18 protein-coding genes and 1 tRNA gene are annotated in these 18,180 nt (G+C 63.6%); 6 read left to right on the plus strand and 13 right to left on the minus strand.

The genetic code is table 11. From position 1 onward, the window contains the following. Nucleotides 1-25: 25 nt before the first annotated feature. The 3 genes from OG241_RS45925 (at nucleotide 26) to OG241_RS45935 (ending at nucleotide 2,625) form a co-directional block, all read left to right on the plus strand. Nucleotides 26-1,225 carry a glycine C-acetyltransferase gene (locus OG241_RS45925; RefSeq protein WP_405824553.1) on the plus strand — a complete coding sequence of 400 codons (1,200 nt, stop codon included), beginning with the start codon at nucleotides 26-28 and terminating at the stop codon, nucleotides 1,223-1,225. A 55-nt stretch (nucleotides 1,226-1,280) separates the two neighbouring features. Beyond that, complete coding sequence (locus tag OG241_RS45930) at nucleotides 1,281-2,183, plus strand: LysR family transcriptional regulator (RefSeq protein WP_405824555.1); 903 nt, start codon at nucleotides 1,281-1,283, stop codon at nucleotides 2,181-2,183. An 82-nt stretch (nucleotides 2,184-2,265) separates the two neighbouring features. Continuing rightward, nucleotides 2,266-2,625, plus strand: coding sequence for an MmcQ/YjbR family DNA-binding protein (locus tag OG241_RS45935; RefSeq protein WP_405824557.1), 360 nt, complete (start codon nucleotides 2,266-2,268; stop codon nucleotides 2,623-2,625). A gap of 15 nt (nucleotides 2,626-2,640) precedes the next feature. Here the strand turns inward: OG241_RS45935 and OG241_RS45940 are convergent, their stop codons facing one another. Both OG241_RS45940 and OG241_RS45945 read right to left on the minus strand, forming a co-directional pair. Beyond that, nucleotides 2,641-3,537, minus strand: coding sequence for a transketolase family protein (locus OG241_RS45940; RefSeq protein ID WP_405824559.1), 897 nt, complete (start codon nucleotides 3,535-3,537; stop codon nucleotides 2,641-2,643). A gap of 71 nt (nucleotides 3,538-3,608) precedes the next feature. Next, the gene (locus OG241_RS45945) at nucleotides 3,609-4,259 is read right to left on the minus strand and encodes a transketolase (RefSeq protein WP_405826801.1); all 651 of its coding nucleotides are present in this window, start codon (nucleotides 4,257-4,259) and stop codon (nucleotides 3,609-3,611) included. A 239-nt stretch (nucleotides 4,260-4,498) separates the two neighbouring features. On the opposite strand from OG241_RS45945, the gene OG241_RS45950 reads away from it, so the two are divergent. After that, a tRNA-Pro gene (locus OG241_RS45950) sits at nucleotides 4,499-4,572 on the plus strand. Between the two features lie 116 nt (nucleotides 4,573-4,688). Here the strand turns inward: OG241_RS45950 and OG241_RS45955 are convergent. The 8 genes from OG241_RS45955 to OG241_RS45990 all read right to left on the minus strand — a co-directional run bounded on the left by OG241_RS45955 (nucleotide 4,689) and on the right by OG241_RS45990 (nucleotide 11,994). Further along, a complete protein-coding gene (locus OG241_RS45955) occupies nucleotides 4,689-4,874 on the minus strand; it encodes a tyrosine-type recombinase/integrase (protein WP_405824561.1) in 186 nt (61 codons plus the stop codon). A gap of 25 nt (nucleotides 4,875-4,899) precedes the next feature. After that, nucleotides 4,900-5,268, minus strand: a complete 369-nt coding sequence (locus OG241_RS45960) for a hypothetical protein (protein ID WP_405816476.1) — start codon at nucleotides 5,266-5,268, stop codon at nucleotides 4,900-4,902. Continuing rightward, on the minus strand, nucleotides 5,268-6,518 hold the full coding sequence (locus OG241_RS45965) for an IS256 family transposase (protein ID WP_405816475.1): 1,251 nt from the start codon (nucleotides 6,516-6,518) through the stop codon (nucleotides 5,268-5,270). Before OG241_RS45965 ends, OG241_RS45960 begins: the two co-directional genes overlap by 1 nt. Nucleotides 6,519-6,568: 50 nt before the next feature. Beyond that, on the minus strand, nucleotides 6,569-7,666 hold the full coding sequence (locus tag OG241_RS45970; protein WP_405824563.1) for a phage integrase SAM-like domain-containing protein: 1,098 nt from the start codon (nucleotides 7,664-7,666) through the stop codon (nucleotides 6,569-6,571). Nucleotides 7,667-7,755: 89 nt separating this feature from the next. After that, nucleotides 7,756-8,001 (minus strand): helix-turn-helix domain-containing protein, encoded by a 246-nt coding sequence (locus tag OG241_RS45975; RefSeq protein ID WP_405824565.1) that lies wholly within the window; start codon nucleotides 7,999-8,001, stop codon nucleotides 7,756-7,758. 1,460 nt (nucleotides 8,002-9,461) lie between these two features. After that, nucleotides 9,462-10,214, minus strand: a complete 753-nt coding sequence (locus tag OG241_RS45980; RefSeq protein ID WP_405824567.1) for a ParA family protein — start codon at nucleotides 10,212-10,214, stop codon at nucleotides 9,462-9,464. A 156-nt stretch (nucleotides 10,215-10,370) separates the two neighbouring features. After that, a complete protein-coding gene (locus OG241_RS45985; RefSeq protein ID WP_405824569.1) occupies nucleotides 10,371-11,222 on the minus strand; it encodes a helix-turn-helix domain-containing protein in 852 nt (283 codons plus the stop codon). A gap of 19 nt (nucleotides 11,223-11,241) precedes the next feature. Next, nucleotides 11,242-11,994 (minus strand): DUF6879 family protein, encoded by a 753-nt coding sequence (locus tag OG241_RS45990; protein ID WP_405824571.1) that lies wholly within the window; start codon nucleotides 11,992-11,994, stop codon nucleotides 11,242-11,244. 172 nt (nucleotides 11,995-12,166) lie between these two features. On the opposite strand from OG241_RS45990, the gene OG241_RS45995 reads away from it, so the two are divergent. Both OG241_RS45995 and OG241_RS46000 read left to right on the plus strand, forming a co-directional pair. Beyond that, on the plus strand, nucleotides 12,167-12,373 hold the full coding sequence (locus tag OG241_RS45995) for a hypothetical protein (RefSeq protein WP_405824573.1): 207 nt from the start codon (nucleotides 12,167-12,169) through the stop codon (nucleotides 12,371-12,373). A 1,948-nt stretch (nucleotides 12,374-14,321) separates the two neighbouring features. After that, nucleotides 14,322-15,080, plus strand: a complete 759-nt coding sequence (locus tag OG241_RS46000) for a GAF domain-containing protein (RefSeq protein ID WP_405824575.1) — start codon at nucleotides 14,322-14,324, stop codon at nucleotides 15,078-15,080. A gap of 99 nt (nucleotides 15,081-15,179) precedes the next feature. Here the strand turns inward: OG241_RS46000 and OG241_RS46005 are convergent, their stop codons facing one another. The 3 genes from OG241_RS46005 to OG241_RS46015 are packed head-to-tail and all read right to left on the minus strand — an operon-like array spanning nucleotide 15,180 to nucleotide 18,117. After that, nucleotides 15,180-15,518, minus strand: coding sequence for a hypothetical protein (locus OG241_RS46005; protein ID WP_405824577.1), 339 nt, complete (start codon nucleotides 15,516-15,518; stop codon nucleotides 15,180-15,182). A 56-nt stretch (nucleotides 15,519-15,574) separates the two neighbouring features. After that, nucleotides 15,575-17,077: a type IV secretory system conjugative DNA transfer family protein gene (locus tag OG241_RS46010; protein WP_405826803.1), complete on the minus strand. Its 1,503-nt coding sequence runs from the start codon at nucleotides 17,075-17,077 to the stop codon at nucleotides 15,575-15,577. Continuing rightward, the gene (locus OG241_RS46015) at nucleotides 17,074-18,117 is read right to left on the minus strand and encodes a replication-relaxation family protein (RefSeq protein WP_405824579.1); all 1,044 of its coding nucleotides are present in this window, start codon (nucleotides 18,115-18,117) and stop codon (nucleotides 17,074-17,076) included. The genes OG241_RS46010 and OG241_RS46015 overlap by 4 nt, the downstream gene beginning before the upstream one ends. Nucleotides 18,118-18,180 lie beyond the last annotated feature (63 nt).

Raw genomic sequence — 18,180 nt, forward strand, 5'->3', positions numbered from 1 at the left:
CCACACCCCTTCAGGAGCTTCTGCCATGTTCGACTCCGTGCGCGACGACCTGCGCGCCACCCTCGACGAGATCCGCGCCGCCGGTCTGCACAAGCCCGAGCGGGTCATCGGCAGCCCGCAGTCCGCGACCGTCTCCGTGACCGCGGGCGGGCGCCCCGGCGAGGTGCTCAACTTCTGCGCCAACAACTACCTCGGCCTCGCCGACCATCCCGAGGTCGTCGCCGCCGCCCACGAGGCCCTCGACCGCTGGGGCTACGGCATGGCCTCCGTGCGCTTCATCTGCGGTACGCAGGAGGTGCACAAGGAACTGGAGGCCCGGCTGTCGGCGTTTCTCGGCCAGGAGGACACGATCCTCTACTCCTCCTGCTTCGACGCCAACGGCGGCGTCTTCGAGACCCTCCTCGACGCCGAGGACGCGGTGATCTCCGACGCCCTCAACCACGCCTCGATCATCGACGGCATCCGCCTGTCCAAGGCCCGCCGCTTCCGGTACGCCAACCGCGACATGGCCGACCTGGAACGACAGCTGAAGGAGGCGACGGAGGGCGGGGCGCGCCGGAAGCTGATCGTCACCGACGGCGTGTTCTCCATGGACGGCTATGTGGCCCCGCTGCGCGAGATCTGCGATCTCGCCGAGCGCCACGACGCCATGGTCATGGTCGACGACTCGCACGCCGTCGGTTTCGTCGGCCCCGGCGGCCGGGGCACCCCTGAGCTGCACGGCGTCATGGACCGCGTGGACATCGTCACCGGCACGCTGGGCAAGGCGCTGGGCGGTGCGTCCGGGGGTTATGTGGCCGCGCGCGCCGAGATCGTCGCGCTTCTGCGGCAGCGCTCCCGGCCGTATCTCTTCTCGAACACGCTTGCCCCGGTGATCGCCGCCGCCTCGCTGAAGGTGCTCGACCTGCTGGAGTCGGCGGACGACCTGCGGATCCGGCTCGCCGAGAACACGGCCCTGTTCCGCCGCCGGATGACCGAGGAGGGTTTCGACATCCTGGCGGGTGACCACGCCATCGCGCCCGTGATGATCGGTGACGCCACGGAGGCCGGCCGGATGGCGGAGCTGCTGCTGGAGCGGGGCGTGTACGTGATCGGTTTCTCGTACCCGGTGGTGCCGCAGGGGCAGGCCCGGATCCGTGTCCAGCTCTCCGCCGGGCACTCCACCGAGGACGTGAACCGTGCTGTCGACGCCTTCGTCGCCGCCCGGGCGGAGCTGGCGGGCTGACCGGACCGGGACCGTTCAGGGCATACCGCCCCGGACGTGCTGGATAATCGACTGCATGATCGAAGCGCGGCGGCTCCACATCCTGCGTGCGGTGGCCGACCACCGTACGGTGACGGCCGCTGCCGCCGCGCTGTACCTCACCCCCTCCGCCGTCTCCCAGCAGCTGGCCGCCCTGGAGCAGGAGACCGGCCACCGGCTCGTGGAGCGCGGCGCCAAGGGCGTACGGCTGACCCCGGCCGGCGAGATCCTGCTCGCGCACACCAATCTGGTCCTCGCCCAACTGGAGCGGGCGGAGGCCGAGTTGGCCGCGTACGACTCCGGCGATGCCGGTACGGTCACCGTCGCCGCCTTCGCGACCGGCATCGCCCTGGTCGTCGCCCCCGCCCTGGCCCGCCTCGCGGAGACCGCCCCCGGCATCCGGGTCCGCGTCCAGGACGCCGAGGGTGACGCCAGCCTGCCGATGGTGCTCGACCGGCAGGTCGACGTCGCGGTGGCCGTCGAGTACCGGGGAGCGCCGCCCGCCGACGACCCCCGGCTCACCCACGTCCCGCTCTACGCCGAGCCCTTCGACGCGGTCGTCCCGGTCACCCACCGCCTCGCCGACGCCCGCGAGGTGCCGCTCGCCGAGTTGGCCAAGGACGCGTGGATCGGGCCCTACCCCGGCAATCCCTGTCATGAGGTGGTCGTCCTGGCCTGCGAGAACGCGGGCTTCCGGCCCCGCCTCGAACACTCCTCCGACGACTTCCGGGCGGTCGTGGCCCTCGCCTCCGCCGACGCCGGTGTGGCCCTCGTGCCGCGTTCGGCGCTGCGCGGCATGGAGCTGACGGGGGTGGTCGTACGCCCGGTCGACGGGGTGGCACCCACCCGGAGGGTCTTCGCGGCCGTCCGCAGGGGAGCGGAGGAACACCCGCTGATCCGGCCTGTGCTGGAGGCACTCGGCGCCGCCGCGCAGACCTAGGCGTGCCGTCCGGCAGGGGGAGCGGGCCTTCTCGCCAGGGGAGCGCGAGTGATTGTCAGTGGCATTGGCTACGGTGCCTTGCATGTCGGAAGCCGAAGACGTACGCCGTATCTCCCTCTCCCTGCCGGACACCTCGGAGAAGATCGCCTGGAGCATGCCCACGTTCCGGGTGGCGGGGAAGATGTTCGCCACCATGCCCGAGAACGAGACCTCCATCGCGGTGCGCTGTCCCAAGGAGGAGCGCGACGAGCTGGTCCTGGCCGAGCCCGACAAGTTCTGGATCGCCGACCACGAGGCGGCCTTCGCCTGGGTGAGAGTGCGCCTGGCCGCGTTGGAGGACGAGGGCGAACTGCGGGACATCCTCGTCGACTCCTGGCGCCAGGCGGCCCCGCCCCGACTGCTGGACGCCTACCCGGAGTTGGGGGCTCCGGGTGCCGGCTGAACCCGGAGGGCGGGCTCAGGCCACGAACCCCTGGATCCGCTCCCGGAGCGTCCGTGCGTCGAGCCCGTGCGCGGCGACGTGCTCGTCGACCTCCCCGTACCTGCGCAGTTCGCGCCGGCCGACGCCCAGGCCCAGCACCCGGTGCGGCAGATCGGGGAGCGCGTCGTTCACGACGGCCGTCGACGTGCCCGCGAGATACGGCTCGACGAGGACGACGTCGGTGCCCGCCGCCCTTGTGGCCCGGAGCAGCGTGGCGGTGTCGAAGGGCCGTACGGTCGTCGCGTACAGGACGGTGACGTCTAGCCCTTCCGTGGCGGCCAGCACGGTGTCGAGCATCGGTCCGACGGCGATCACGACACCGGAGCGGCCCTCGCGGACGGTGAGGAACCGTGCGCCGTCGACCGCGAGCCCCTCCGCGTTGGACTGCGCCGACAGCCGGACGTACACCTTGTCGTCCCCCGCGGCGACCGCGTGCCGCAGCAGCGTCTCGGCCTCGTCGGGGTGCCCCGGCACATGGACGGTCCAGCCGTCCAAGGTGTCGAGAAGGGCCACGTCACCGGGTGCCATGTGCGTGAAACCGCCCGCCGGCCAGTCGAAGGAGGCGGCGGCGCTCACCAGTACGGCGCCGACGTCCTGGTGGCCGAGGTCGAGCTTGACCTGCTCGAAGGGGCGCTCCACGAGGAAGCTCGCGAACGTGTGCACGACCGGGCGCATACCGGATAGCGCCAGACCGGCGCCCGCGCCGACGAGCAGCTGCTCACGGATGCCCACGTTGATCACCCGGTCGGGATGCCGGGCCCGCGCCCGGGCGAACGCGTCCGCGCCGATCTCGGCGAGGACGACGGCGACGCGTGGGTCGTCGTCGAGCAGCCTGGTCATCACGGGGGCGAAGCGGTCACGCATGGTGTCCATGGGGGAGTGGATCCCTTCGGGTCGATGAGAACGGTTTGACAGGTCGGACAGATGGGGTGTGCCGGTGCAGGTCATGCGGACTTCGGTTCGACCCGTGCCACGACCGCGTGCGGGCGGCCGGGGTGCGGCGTGGTGAAGGCGGTGTAGAGGGCCTCGTGGTCACGGCCGTCGACCGTGGCCGTGGACCAGCCCGCGGCCTCGAAGCGGGCGGCGATACCGCCGGGCCGGGCGTGGCTTGCGGACGAGTTGTCGACGACGACGGTGTGCAGGCGTTCGAGGCCGGCCGGGCCGGCGAAGGCGATCGCCTCGTGGTTGCTGCCCTCGTCCAGTTCGGCGTCGCCGACCAGGACCCAGACCGCGGGCCCGTCGAGCCGCTGGGCGCGCAGCCCGAGCGCCGTACCGACGGCGATCGGCAGGCCGTGCCCGAGCGAACCGCTGCCGATCTCGGCTCCCGGCACGAGCACCCGGTCGGGGTGGTGGCCCAGCGGCGAGTCGTACGAGCCGAAGCCCGGCAGCCAGTCCACGGGCAGGAAGCCCTTGGCGGCGAGTACCGCGTAGTAGGCCATGGGCCCGTGCCCCTTGGACAGCAGGAACCGGTCACGCTCCGGGGCCGTCATCCGGTCCGGGCCGACACGCAGGACCCGGTCGTAGAGGACCCAGAGCACGTCCAGGGTGGAGGTCGCCGCCGGCCCGTGCTTCTCGTCGCCGGTCAGCAGCCCCATCAGTCCGGGCAGCTCGGCGTATCCGTGTGTGCCGTACCGGTCGGGTGTGCCGTGTGCGTCGTGTGTCCCGGACGGGTCGGTGTGCGTGGCTGTGGCTGTCATGGAGACGATCCTGTGACCTCAACCAAACTTGAGGTCAAGCGCCGGACGTGCGAATAAAGGGGTGCGCGACCATCGACCCGAGTGCGGTATTGTTTCCATGCGTGTTCGGCCAGGGGAAAGCCCAGGTCAGACAGCATCGGGACGTGGCGCAGCTTGGTAGCGCACTTGACTGGGGGTCAAGGGGTCGCAGGTTCAAATCCTGTCGTCCCGACTAGAGAAACACTGATAGTCGCAGGTCAGGGCCCTGGCTCACTTCGGTGAGCCAGGGCCCTTGATCGTTTTCCGGGCTGTCGTGTCACATTTGGTCACAAGCCTGGTGGATCTTCCTCAAGCGGCGAACAACTCCCCGAGCTTGTCCGAACCGGCCTTGAGGCTCTGCGGATCGGGGTGCACGTAGACCCGCTTGGTGAAGGACAAGTCGCTGTGCCCCGCCCAGGCGGAGACCACGGTGTCGGGTACGCCGTTGTTGGCCATCCACGAGAGGCACGCATGGCGGGCGTCGTAGAGACGCACCTGAGCAATTGTCAATAGTTGTGGATCAGTTCGCTTCTTGACCATTCGTAGGACTGGTGGCCTCCAGCTGTTGGCGCAGACGCCTGATTTCGGCGACGAGGCGGGGGACGGTGCCGCGGGTGGCCGCGATGAAGTGCGCGTTCTCGTCCCATCGCTCATCGACGGCATCGACGTAGCGGGGTTGTTGGATGAGGGTCGCCGCCACGATTTCGCGGTGGTCGAAGCCCGGCCACCGCTCGCCGAGGCCGGTGTCGGGCACTGTGCTCACGGCGACAAGGCTCATGGCGTCGGCATCGTCGAGGCTGCGGACGAACCACGGGCCCGGAGTCGCGGCCCCTGCCAGCTCGTCGAGTTCGTCCAGTTCCTCGTCGGTGAGGGGATCCAGGGCGGTCATCAGGCCGCGACCTCGTTTCGCTCCACGAGCTGGCCATTCTCGAACCTCGCGCCCGCGCGGACCAGCGGGACCAGGTGTGCGCCGGTGATCGCCCGCCAGCGGGCCTGGGCGGACTCCACGAGCTTGAACACCATGGCGAGGGCCGCGGCTGGGCTGCCAGCGCCGCGAGTGACCTTGGTGCGGAGCTTGACCGTGGAGAACGTGGACTCGATCGGATTTGTGGTCCGCAGATGGATCCAGTGCTCGGCCGGGAAGTCGTAGAACGCCAGCAGTTCCTCCCGGTCGTCGAGGATCTTCGCGACGGCCTTGGGCCACTTCTGCCCGTAGGTCTTCGCGAACGCGTCGATTGCCTTCTCGGCGTGCGTGCGGTCCTCGGCGTTGTAGATCTCCTGCATCGCCTTCGTCGCGCCCGGCTGCGCGGACTTCGGCAGGGCGTTCGTGACATTTCGGGCCTTGTGAACCCAGCACCTCTGATGCCTGGCTGCGGGGAAGACCTCGGCCAGGGCCCGCCACAGCCCCATCGCGCCGTCACCGACCACCAGCTCCGGGTCGCGCATGCCGCGCCGGCGGCAATCGCGCAGCAGGTCGGCCCACGACTCCGTGGACTCACGCAGCCCCTCCGCGATCGCGATCAGCTCCTTCGTGCCGTCGACGCGCACCCCGAGCAGGACCAGGACGCATGAGTGCGCCTGCCCGAGCCGGACCTTGGGGTGCACCCCGTCAGCCCACACGTAGACGAAGTCCCGGTCGGACAGGTCACGGGCCTGGAAGGCGGCGTGGTCGTCGCCCCACTGCTTCGTCAGCCGGGTCACGGTGGCCGACGACAGTCCGGCGGCCGAGCCGAGGAACTGCTCCAGCGCCGGCACGAAGTCCCCAGAGGACAGTCCGTGCAGGTAGAGCAGCGGCAGCACCTCGCTGACCTTGGGCGACTTGCGGCACCACGGCGCAAGGATCTTCGACGAGAACCGCTTGCGCTCACCGGTGGCCTCGTCCACTCGACGGTCGTTCACCCGAGGCGCGGTGACCTCGACCGGCCCGGCTGCGGTGACCACGGTCCGGGGCCGGTGATGACCGTTGCGGACCACGAGCCGACGCCCCCGCTCGTCGGTCTCGGTCGTCAACTCGGCTATGTACTGGTTGACTTCGGCCTCCAAGGCGGCGGCCAGCATCCGGCGGGCGCCCTCGCGGACGATCTCGTCGATCAGGGAGCCGGTCTCGGTCGAGCCATCGGCGTTCACTACGCTGAGCACGGGCGTGCCTTCCCGACCCGCGCTGCGAACGCGGGCCTACTCGGTGACCATCAAAGGATCATTCGGGAAGGTACGCCCTTCGCACGCCCTCCCGGAACCGATCCACAAGTCCTGAGCATTGCTCGACGCACCTTGCGAACACCGGCCTCGGCCATCAGCCGGTGAGCCTCACGGCGCAGCTTGTCCGTCTTAAAGGGGCGTCCCAGCTCGTCAACGACGACATAACCGCTGTCCTCGTACGCTTGACCCGCAGCGAGTTTCTCCTCCGCCTGCCGAGTGCGGAAGGTAACAAGCGCTGCTTGGAGAAGCGTGGGCAGCGGGAGGATACGCTTCCCGTTTTGAGTCTTGGGGTCTTTCTCGACCACCTTGTTCCGCTGCCCCTTCGGCAGACTCCGGTCATACACAATGGTGCGCGTATTCCCCACAGCGATGGTGCCATCCCCAGTGAGGTCAACGTCCTGCTCCCAGCGAGTACCGCACACCTCGGCGGGCCGCTCGGCGATAAGCGTCAGAAGCATCACGCCAAAGAGGCGGTCACCTTTGGTCGCCTCGATAAACGCCTTGACCTCTGATTCGTCCCAGGGGCGACGCTGAGCGTCATCCCGGGCGGCTTTGCGTACGGCGTCACGAGACACCCGAACGTGCTCGGCGACATTGCGCGCCACCCACCCTCGACGAACCGCAAGGTGCAGTGCAGACCGAAGCCGACCGAGGGTAAGCCGTACGGAGCGAAGGCTCAGACCTGTGCCCGGCTTTCCACCACGCTGCCGACCACGGGTGAGCATCCAGTCAACAAATGCCTCAACGTCCTCCTCGGTCAGCAGCTGAAGCCGCTTGTCCCCGAGAAACAACCGAGCAGGGCGGATGGCATTGTCGTAGTTGGAGGCGGTTGCGTCCTCGACGCCTCGGATCGCGCTCTTGAGCCACAGATCGAGAAGCTCGTCAACGGTGACCTTTGTCGGCACCACGAACGTACCGGTCGTGGACTGATGCCGAATGCGGGCCAACTCCGCGCGAGCCTCTTTTTTGGTGTCGAAGGTCTTTCTGATCTGGCGTCTTCTACCACTGCCCTGACGCGGGCCGTCCGTGACGAAGCGGTATCGCACCGTACCGTCCGCAAGCGTGATCTTCTTGATTGGATCACCCACGGTGTCACCTGCTTCTCGGTTGACCCCCCGAGGTGGTGCTCAGATTGTGAGCCTGACGCGGGACAAAAGCAACAGGCTCCCCCGCCCTCTTAGAGGGCTTCGAGGTACCGAACCAAGGAGGCGGTTAGTACCCGGTAACGGCTGCCAAACGCCACAACCCGAAACGGGACTTCACCCCGCTTGATCAACTCGTACAAGTGAGATTTGGAAATTCCCAGGGCCAAAGCGGCCTGACACACATCAATCGTGGCTGCCCACGAGCGAATCTCATCAAGAGTGGGTTGCAAGGTGATCACTCCTTGGCGACACCGCCCAGTGCGGGTGGTGGCGAACATTCCCAACAGACCGTTGGTGGAGATATGAGGATGCTCGGCTGCACAAGAAGAGGGTCAGCCTGCTCCCTCTATTTTATCCGGCCAGCCGCCAAAACCCAAGCAATATCGGGCGAAAAGGGACGCAAGGGGAAGATTCTTTTGCCCTTGTGTCTCCTCCCCATTTTTACCAGCCGCGCCGTACCACCGACAGAGGACGAAAACGCCCCGCGCAACCTCCGGCAGGCCATCAACCCATCAGTCCCCTACTCGGGTACCGAGTCACCCTCGGTTTTCGCGAAGCGACCAATTTGGTGATCGCACCGCGATCCGTTCTACCGCGTTAGCGGCTTATCGCCACCCGACGGAAGGAAGGTCTGGAAGGAATGCCGTCGGGTGGCCACTGTGGCCCCCCTTGGGGGGTGGACTCGGAGCCGGCACACACCCGAAGGGCTGGTCGTAGACCTTGTGTGCTGGTGGAGAGGACGGGGGGAGTCAGCCGCGCCACCGACCGCATGGGAGGCTGAGCTTTACCTCTGGCGCGGCTGACTCCCCCCGTCCGATGACCACCCCGAACCCGCTGGTCAGCGGGCCATTCCTTCCAGCTACAACCGTCCGCAGGACGCTTCCACTGACCCGCTTCTCGTGTACCGCCTGTCGTACCGGCCTGAGACGGTACGACACCCGACCTACTCAAAACCGAGTACGGAAGATAAACGATCAATCTTGTGACTCACTACGAACCAAGCTCGTAGCCACGTGCACCGTTTTTGGGTACGACGAACCTTCCCCCTAAGGTCCCCCTTGGTGGCTCCCCTATTTCCCGTTCTCTTGGCTCCCTCGTTCCCTTCGCTTGCCTATCGACCTTCGGTCGATGAGGTAACTCAGATTGACTGGTAGTGAACCAGCGTCCTAGAAAGATCCAGTACTTACTGGATCGATCGTGTTTGCTTCGGTCAGTCGGTCACTTCGATCACGGCAGGCTAGTCCGTCTTTAGTCGCAAACCCCACTTGCGCGGGGGAGACGGCGGCTGCCTGGTCTGCTTATTGATATAAGCAAATCGACATGGGCCTTGCCTAGTTCCGTACGGAACGTACGACCCGTACGGGCCGGCCCGTACTAGAGGTACGGGGGTACTAGGGGTACGGGTAGTACGGGGTAAGCGATATTGAGGTGAGCTATTTTGACGATTGACGTCTTTCAAGGAGAAGCTTGTCGATTGCCTCGCGAACAAAGGCGGACATGCTCCCTACCTCGCCCCGTCTTCTCTCTTCAAGGGAAAGCTGTTGCAGAGACTCATACTGATCTCGCCAGATATCAAACGGATGCCGCTGTTTCATCACTCGCTTGACGAGGGGTACGGGTAGTCCTGGGGGTACCTCCCGTACGGGGGGTACCGGTAGTACGGAATCATTCTTCCTTTGGCGAAAGAAGGCCGATTCTTCCAGATCGTTTTGTATTGCGTCGGTGTTGAGAATCTTGTTCATACATCAAAAAGCTCGCCAATCAACTTGTTGTAGGCGAGTGCTGCTGTCGATCGGGGATTGAACGAAAAGACATCCTGCCGGTTGAAGTGCGCGTCACGCAGATCGGTATTGCGAGGGATCACCGTATTGAACACCGAGCCGGTGTAGGTTTGTCGCAAGATCTGAAGCGAGGTTTTGCTGTTGACGGTCGGATCACTCATGGTAAACAGGAAGCCGGCGAGCTCAAGGTGCGGATTAAAATACTCCTTTACCTCTTTGATCGTCTTGCTGATCTGGACAATCGAATCAAGCTCGAAGTAGCCGGGTGATACAACGACAATCACTTTGTCTGAGGCGGTAAAGGCGTTGATGGTAAGCCACGAGAGAGTAGGGGGACAGTCAATAAAAACGTAATCATAGTTCCCTTTGAGTGCATCGAGTTCTTTTTTGAGCCGCTCCTCTCGGTGGTCGATGGCCGTTGTCAGCTCGACATCTGTGTTGGAGAGCAGGATGTGTGACGGAACGATATGAAGGTTGGGAACGCCTGTCTCGTGGGTAGGGAGGGGGCTGCGCTCAAGAATCGTCGCAAAAACGGTCTGCTGTTTGGTGACCTGCGGATAATTGTGAAGGAGCACCTTGCTACTGTTGGCCTGGGAGTCGATGTCAACAAGCAAGACGCGCTTGCCTTTGCGGGCCAGGCCTGCGGCCAACGAGATGGTAGATGATGTCTTTCCGACACCTCCTTTCTGTGATGCGATTGAAATGACCATAGGTAAGTTAAATCCACCGAAAACCCAAACGGGTTATTTCGGCGCAATTTCTCAAACTGACCCTAGAATAGCGAATTGTGCAGTATTGTGTCAATGGGGGAATATTAGAAAAGGCCCCGCCGAAAGCGGGGACCCACACTGAGAATCCCTCGTTGTTCAGTGTGAGTTGAGCGCCCGACGCGCGGCGTTGATGACGTTCTGCGCGTCGGCGCTGTAGACGGCGGACTCCTGGAGTGTGCGCCACGTTCGCAGGTAGGCGGCGATGGCGTCCGCGTCGTCGACCCACAGTTCGGCGTGCCATGTCTCGACAGTGACCAGCCGTTCGTCATGGATCCAGAAGCCGCCTGTAGGTGGGATCTTCAGCGAGGCTGTGAAGGGGATGACGCCGAGCTGCACCGTGTCTGTGCCGATGAGCCCCGTCAGTCTGTCCAGCTGAGCGGCTAGCACGGAGGGCGGACAGATCAGTGAGCGAAGCGCCGTCTCGCCGATGAGGATCTTGAAGCGCTTGCCCCTGGTGTACAGCAGCTCTTGCCGCTGGAGTCGCGCTCGCACGGCGTCTTCCGTGTCGCGGGGGGAGCGCTGGAGCTCCGCGTACCGCTGGAAGATCGATCGGGCATAGTCGGGGATCTGGAAAATACCCGGCACGGTGACGCTCTCGAAGCCGTGCACGACGCTGGACCGTGCGTATTCGGCTGCGATCGTCTGTTGCACGGGCTGATGCCCGGCGGCGAGCTGACGGCGCCATGAGCGGATGTGCGACTCGAAACCCTTGAGCCTGGACAGCAGCTCGTCGTACGCCTGGGGCTGGCCGGTGGCGTCGACCCACAAGCGCAGATCGTCAGGAGTCGGGGTGATCTTTCCGTTTTCGAGCCTGCTGACCTTGGACTTGTGCCAGCCGTGTTGCTCAGCAAGCTGAGTACCGGTGAGCCGGCCTCCGGGGGCCGAGAGCCGCAGTTCCCTCAGGCGTAGCCCGAGCGCTGCCCGCGCCTGTTGATAGTCCGTGCCCACCGGCACTCACCTGCCTGTTTCACTCCTTCGCGGGCAGTAGGGCCGCGAAGCGCTCGTAGGGGATGGCGTGATGCACGGCGGCATCACGCAGCATGGAATGCCGGACAACCTCGCCCGGTTCCGTGATGAGTTCAATGTCGGTCAACTGGTCGTCGTCGGTGAAGTTCAGGACGGCCACCAGGCGGCTGTCAAAGATCCAGAAGTCCTGATCGCCGAGGTTCAGCCGCTCTGCGTCCTCGCGCCAGACGTTGCACATGTTCTCGCCGAGTTGCGCGTTCCGCTCCGCGTTGATCATGAGATACCGCTGCCCGTCGGTCGGCGGGTTGTCGACGACACGTACACGCCCGACGGACTTACCCGCAGCGACCTGGGTCCGGATGGTGTTGCAGTACCAGGAGTCCATGTCCCAGGTGACACGGCCGGTAGCAGCGAACTGGGTGTAGGTGTCCGTGGCTTCGTCCGAGGCGTAGCGGCGCCGTGTCTCCAGACGCCATGCCGAGTGCTCGAAGATCTCGAACAGCCGGTTGAAGGCGTCCAGGTCGATGATTTCAGCGTCGCGCGTCATGTCCTTGGGGCCCCAGTCCACGAGAAGTTCACGCGGTACCACGATCGGCACTTCACCAGGGCCCAGGTGCTGAAGCCGGGCGATGTCCTCGGGGTCCGTGAGCGGCGGACCGTGCACGATGACCTCTCGCGTGTCGAGATCTTCATGCACGGCAGGGCACCCGGTGTCACCGCTCCCTGTGCCGTTGAAGCGCAGTCGTCGCGCCATGATCAGTGCCTTTCGTCGGGGACTGATCTCCCAAGCTTCCCCGAGACCAACACTCAGCGGGAGAAGTTCCGTTGCCCTGCGTCGACAACATCCCGCAACTTTCCCGAGTCGTCAAGCAACTTCATGCAACTTCCGTAGCGGTCCCCAACGCCCCTTTTCTAGCGTCCTGTTCATGGCCAAAGACATGACGCGGGACGTCGACCCGCACACGGCGATGGAGTCCCTGCGCGAGGCGCTATACGAGGCGGGCGGCATCGTCTTTCCGTCTCTCGCGGTCGACCACGTGTCGCCGGACTTGAAGCTCGTTGATCTCGGACGGGTGCGCGCCGATGTAGCCGTGCGACTGGCGGACGCCCTACGGCGAGGGGGCCGTGAGTGATGACAACGGAGCACCCGGTTGACGCCCTGGTCGTTGACACCTCGAAGGAAGACAAGATCGGATACGTGATGGGACACGAGGGCCATACGTTCAACTGCGTGCACCGGGCGGGGGAGTTGAGTGGGACGCGAACCCCGACAAGGTCAGGCCGGCGACTGAGACGGAAGCGCTGCGGGCCCGCGTCACCGAACTCAATCGGGCGCAGAGGTTCGGATGAGTACGACTGCTGCCGACGACCTCGAAACGCGGTCTGCTGAGTGCGCCCTCGCTGCTCGTCCTGACTACACGGATCTGCACACCAGATGCCGCCAGATCGAAGACATCCCGCTTCCTGGTGCCAGCGGCATCCTGCTCGTACGCCGTTGCACGTGCCCGTGCCACACGTACGACCGCAAGTCGTAAACCGGAAGGCTCTTGGGCCTGAGGCTTTGGCCGGTGGCCTGCATCGTGGTGGGAGCGGGAAGGCCTTACGCTCGCCAGCGGATCGGGCAGCATTCCAGCTGCCCTTTAGTGTCCGATTTGGTCTTCCCGCGTCGGGCCCCACTACGAGGGAGGTGGGTAAAGGCTCAGGGCCCTTTTGGTGCTTACCACCGCGCGAAAGGTTCCACAAAATAGGCGCAGCCACATGGATGAAAACCTCGCCTCCGATTGCGACAGTCATCAAGCGTGCTGACACTGGATGCGCGTGTGACCTGTCAAGCAACGAGTAGACGACGGGAAGTAGCCATGTCTGAGTCTACGAACGGCTTCGCCTGCAAAGCTGGTGCTCAAGACTTCACTGCCACGGCATACCGAGATGGCAAGGGTAGACGCTGGGTTACGGTGAAGGGCACGTGTTCGTGCCAAACCCCCGAATTCAAACTCAAGTTGGAACTTGCACCCCCACCGATCGTTCCAACCCCTGACGAACTACACCTGAACCTGACTGAAGACGAGCCAAGTGGGTCCGTCCCGCAAGTCATCACGCCCACGGACGTGGAAGGCAAGTTCGAGATCAGCGATGAGGTCGAGCGCGTTCTAATCCGCAATCGAAACTTCAGCGTATCGATCAAAGAGGAGTGAAAAGCTCTAGGCTCACGTAACAGCTAAAGCGAAGAAGAGCCACAAGAGAAGAAACGCAAGAACCACTGAGGCTGACACCACTGCTATAGGACCCACCTAACTGTCCTGAGTAGGGTGTCAGCCTCAAAATCCTGTCGAGGAACATTTCTTCTGCGACATGAGGCCTCTAAGAACCTCTGAGCTATAGGACAGCCTTCCTCCCTATGGCGTTATGATGCCGCGGTTTTCCTACGCGTCAAGGACTTCGCAAGCCGGCTCCGCCGATCCTTGACCCGAGAGGCAAGCCGCAAGAGAACGTCAATTAAGGGAGGGAAGGGAAAGAAGAGTTAGACTGAGTTGGGGTTGCCGTGCTGGCAGGGCCTTTTAAAGCACGGACATCTTACATACTTTTCAATCCGTGGTTGTTGTCGACCTAGAAATACCAGCACCTCGTGCCGAACGTCCACGAAGTGTCGAATGCTCTCTAAGGATTCGCGCCTCTCCTGGCGACGAATGAGGCGTCGAACCTTCTCCCTGCGACGATCCCATGCGCGTATTCTCTCGACGCCGGAACCTTTGAATGCTTCCTTTTCCCAGTCGTGTAATCGCCAAGCCCAGTCGTGAGGATACGACTTGATTTCTTTGTAAGACCACTTGGGTAGTTGTGGCTCTGGGGGAAGGTTGTAACGCTCATTTTTCATCGGGTTGGTACGGTAGTGCGCTATCTGCGCTAGAGCACTAGTTCCTTATAAACAATCTGCCCTCTTGTGTCAAGTGGTCACCTGCTTGGGCGAGTTTGGAGAGGTGGAGTTCGTGGTAATAGAGTTCAGTGGCATGGCATTGGCTTAGGTGGGGAAACCCATGGAACTGGCGGCGCTGGGGCGTAATCACCGCTCTGAGTGGTGTCGTGTCGGCAATCGCATATTTCCTACAAGTTGTCGATGAGCCGCAGTTCGGCATCCCAGGTGCAGTCTGCACACTGGTGGCTATTGTCATGCCAGCAAGACAAGCAATCAAGGAACGGCAGGAACTAGAGGAGAAAAGCAAGCATGAGCGCGAGCGCCTGGAACAAGAACGAGATGCTGCTGCACTCGCCGAGCGTGAGCGCCTCGCGGATCTCCTGGAACCCCTGGCGACAAAGGTGCAGCGACTAGTCCGTATCAGTTCGGGAACTGAGAATACGATTCGCCAGCACCTCAAAGAGGACTTCGTGCGACAGCTTGCTCAGTCGTTCGGCACAGACGTCAGGGTTTCTTTCTACGAATACCACCAAGGCTCGAAGAATAACCCTCCTCGCCTGACATGCGATGGGGATGAGTTCCACGCTGGTCGTGACAGTAAGTCCAAAGTTAAGTTCCTGGGTAGAACCGGCCCTGGAGACTACCTACTGGAGTGGATGGCTCAGCGCGATAGCGAGCCCATCTACGTCAAGGACGTTACGAGCCCAGGCTCTAGTTTCGAAAATCCGCCCCCTGAGTGGCTTGCGCCTGGATGGAATGAGTACACAACTTTTATGTCTGCTGGTGTCTGTTCAAACGGCAAAAAGTGGGGGGTGTTAACTATGGATGCAGGTGCGCCAGGTGCTCTTGTTCGGGAAGACGCGCGATTGCTCCGAGTAACTGCTCAACTCCTCGCAGCTGGACTCCATGCAGTAGTCGCCAGATAAGACTTCGCAAGCCGGCTCCGCCAATCCGTGACGCGAGAGGAAAGCCCGCAAGGGGACGTCAATTAAGGGAGGAAAAAGGGAAAGGTTGGTCAAGGGACCTTACTCTAGGGGTGGTAAGTTGAGGTGCTTCTCAACGCGGGCGATGCGCGTGTGCGCGATGTCATTCAGCCCGAGTACTGCGTCAAAGATTCCCTTATGCTGCTCTTCGGACGTCTGGGCAAGCGCATCGATTTTCACTGCAAGTTGACGTTGTCCCTTATGGAGATCATCAACCTTCGTTTCAAAATTTCCCATACGAGCCTCGATGGATTCGGTTCGGGCGAGAAGGGTTCGCTGCCCTTGCTCTAAGGCATCTTGCCCCTGCTCTAGCGTGCCTAGTCGTTTCTCGATGGGGGACAAGAGGCCGCGCAGTTGATTCAATTGTTCTTCAGTAAACATAGGATGCTTTATTTATATCAAATCTACATACCGGATTCAACGGGCAAAATCGCGTCCTACCTGGACGCTTTTGCCTCGGGCGGAAAGCGGTAGACGGTTGCCCCGGTCTTGCCCATGGGAGTCCTACGGCGTCGGGCAATAGAGGCTGCCAGAGCCGGGGCCTGCGTGGTGGTGGTCACGAGAGGGGCCGCGACATCGGGTGGCTCGAAGTAGCGGTCAAGGTAGTACTGCTCGACTTCGGCCAGGCCCTCGGGTGGTTCGGTGAGGTTGGGAAGTGTGGGGGTGGTGACCTTTCGGACTTCATCGCTTGGCAGCCTGATGAATGCCTGCCCGACGCGCAGTTGCTGGATGGACTGGACTTGTCGCTCCCACTGCTCCTGGAGGGCGTAGTACGTCGGATGCGTGCGCTCCTCGGCGGTGTGGTCGGTGACGATGTGCTTGACGGCGTCCGGGTCGACGGTGCCGAAGAGGCGGGCCGAATGCTCGGCGTCGGGCCTCCCGGCCTTGAGGATGACCTCCATGCCGACGTTCTGAAGGGCTCCCTTGAGCCGGTCTGATGCCTGGCTCCAGTTCTGGTGAGCCATGACACAGAACAGGTTATACTTGCGGGTTTCCGAGAGCATGCGGGTGAGGCTCTCCTCGCTCTGGGCCATGAACTGCGAGAACTCGTCCAAGATCAGAAAATGCGGGGCACGGCCTGATCCTGCGGCCCGGACGTTGGCCCGGCTGAGTGCTGCGGTCTCCATGCCCACGGTGAGGAGACACCCAAAAAGCCGGCGGGCGTCGGGTGAGGCGACGGCCAGATTGACGATGAGGGACGTACCCGAGTCGATGATGGCTCGAAAGTCCAGGACGTTCCGCTCGTTGCCCAGGGCGTAGCGGAGGATGGGGGAGAGGGTGAGGAGATCCGCCCGGTTGAGCGTTGACTCTTTCATCCGGGGTGCGTCTCGTCCCCACTGATCCATGCGCAGCTTGAAGAAGCGAATCACCTGCGGATCGTGAACATGGGTCAAGAGCTCGTCCCGTAGGGCCTTGTCCGTCAGCAGATCCGACAGGCGGGTCAGCGGAAGCCCAGCCTCGCGCAGTGCCACGACCGAGTGCTTGAGGATGTTCTCAAAGGTCGGTGCACCATGGGCCAGCTCGGGCCAGGCCCGCCTGGCGGCTTCGGCGACGTGCTCGGCCATCGCATGGTCGTCGTACGGCTGGGAGAGGAAGTTAAACGGCAGGAAGCGGCCCTCAACGGCGGCTGCGGGGACGTCCAGATACATGAGCCGGGCGCGCTGCTCTGGGGTGACGAGCTGTGCGGCCTGGACGAGATGGGCCAAGACCAACTGGGCCAGATCACCATGGGGGTCGATGAGCGTGACGGGCTGGCCCGCCAGGAAGAGGGAGAGAAAGAGGGAGGCGAGGAAGTAGCTCTTGCCTGATCCCGTCTTGCCCAACACATGCATGTGGACGCGGGCTTCATTGAGCGGCAGATAGAGCGTGCGGGGGAGAAGCCACCTGCGGTAGGTGCCAAGCGGGATGCGTGGCTGTGGGCGGGCAGGAAAGAAGATCATTCGGGTTCCCGCTCCACCTCCTCTTCTACATCCATCAGCGCCCAAGTGAACTTAGGTGGACTCGCTGTCTCGTCCGGCTTCGACGCCGCGGCAGGGTGAACGGTGGCGGTCGCATCTGCCTCCGGCGTCTCTGGCAGGGGGTCGAGCAGGCTCACAGCGTCGTCTTGGCCTGCTGGGTACCAGCAAGGGGTGAAGAACAGCTCGAAGGGGTCAGTCTCAACGGGGGACGCCTCGGTGAAGAGGAAGATGTCAGCCAGCTCCGCCTTGCCGATGTCCTCAAGTTCCTCATGTGTCCAGGCGCTGAGCTGCTCACGACGTGGCGTACTTGGGGCTGCGACGGCCACCGTGAGGTTGTCGGCCCCGAAGGCCTGCCGATACGGGCCCTCGGCCCAGGCCGTGAGGGCGGCGATCTTGCGGCGCCAGTGCTTCTGGCCTTCCGTGGCCCGGTCGAGTTCCAGGGTGATTGCCACCGAGGGATCGTCTGAGACCTGAAGCTCAAACCATGCGTCGGGAATGACGGCGACACGGGGAGCGGGGCGGCCAGCGGGTTGCACCCGGACACTGCTCCGCTTGAGCTGGCGCTCATTAAGCAAGCGGGGCATCGACACCTGGAACCTGCGGCACAGGCTCTCGGCGGCAACCAGAACGTCCACGGCGGCAAGGGTGTGCTCCATGAACGGGTTGTCTCGCGCCTTCGCCCGCTCCTCAGACGGTCGGTAGTACGAACTGGCAAGCACCTCGCCACGACCCGCGACAAAGCGCCGGCCCCGGTCGGCAAGCGTAAAGACGTGGGGCGCAGAACCGATGCGAGGCGTGGGCAGCTCGCGGAGCCTGAGAAGGTAGCCGGCCTCGACCAAGCTACGAAGGCGACGCTGAACATACCGATTGTCGTCGTGCTGGTCGGGATACAGCAGTCGGCCGACCTGGGCGGCGGTCATGTACTGCAACCGGTTGATGGCACGGAGAATCTCCTCGTCCACGGCTCCGATACGAAGCGGGCCATGCGGCGCGGCGCTGGAAGTATGAAGTGAGTCGTTCATTGAGTCACTTTGCCAAACACGTGTGAGAACTTGCATGGCAAGGCCGTAAGACTCCCGTAAGAG

The sequence above is a fragment of the Streptomyces sp. NBC_01390 genome, assembly GCF_045040105.1.
Classification (GTDB): Bacteria; Actinomycetota; Actinomycetes; order Streptomycetales; family Streptomycetaceae; genus Streptomyces.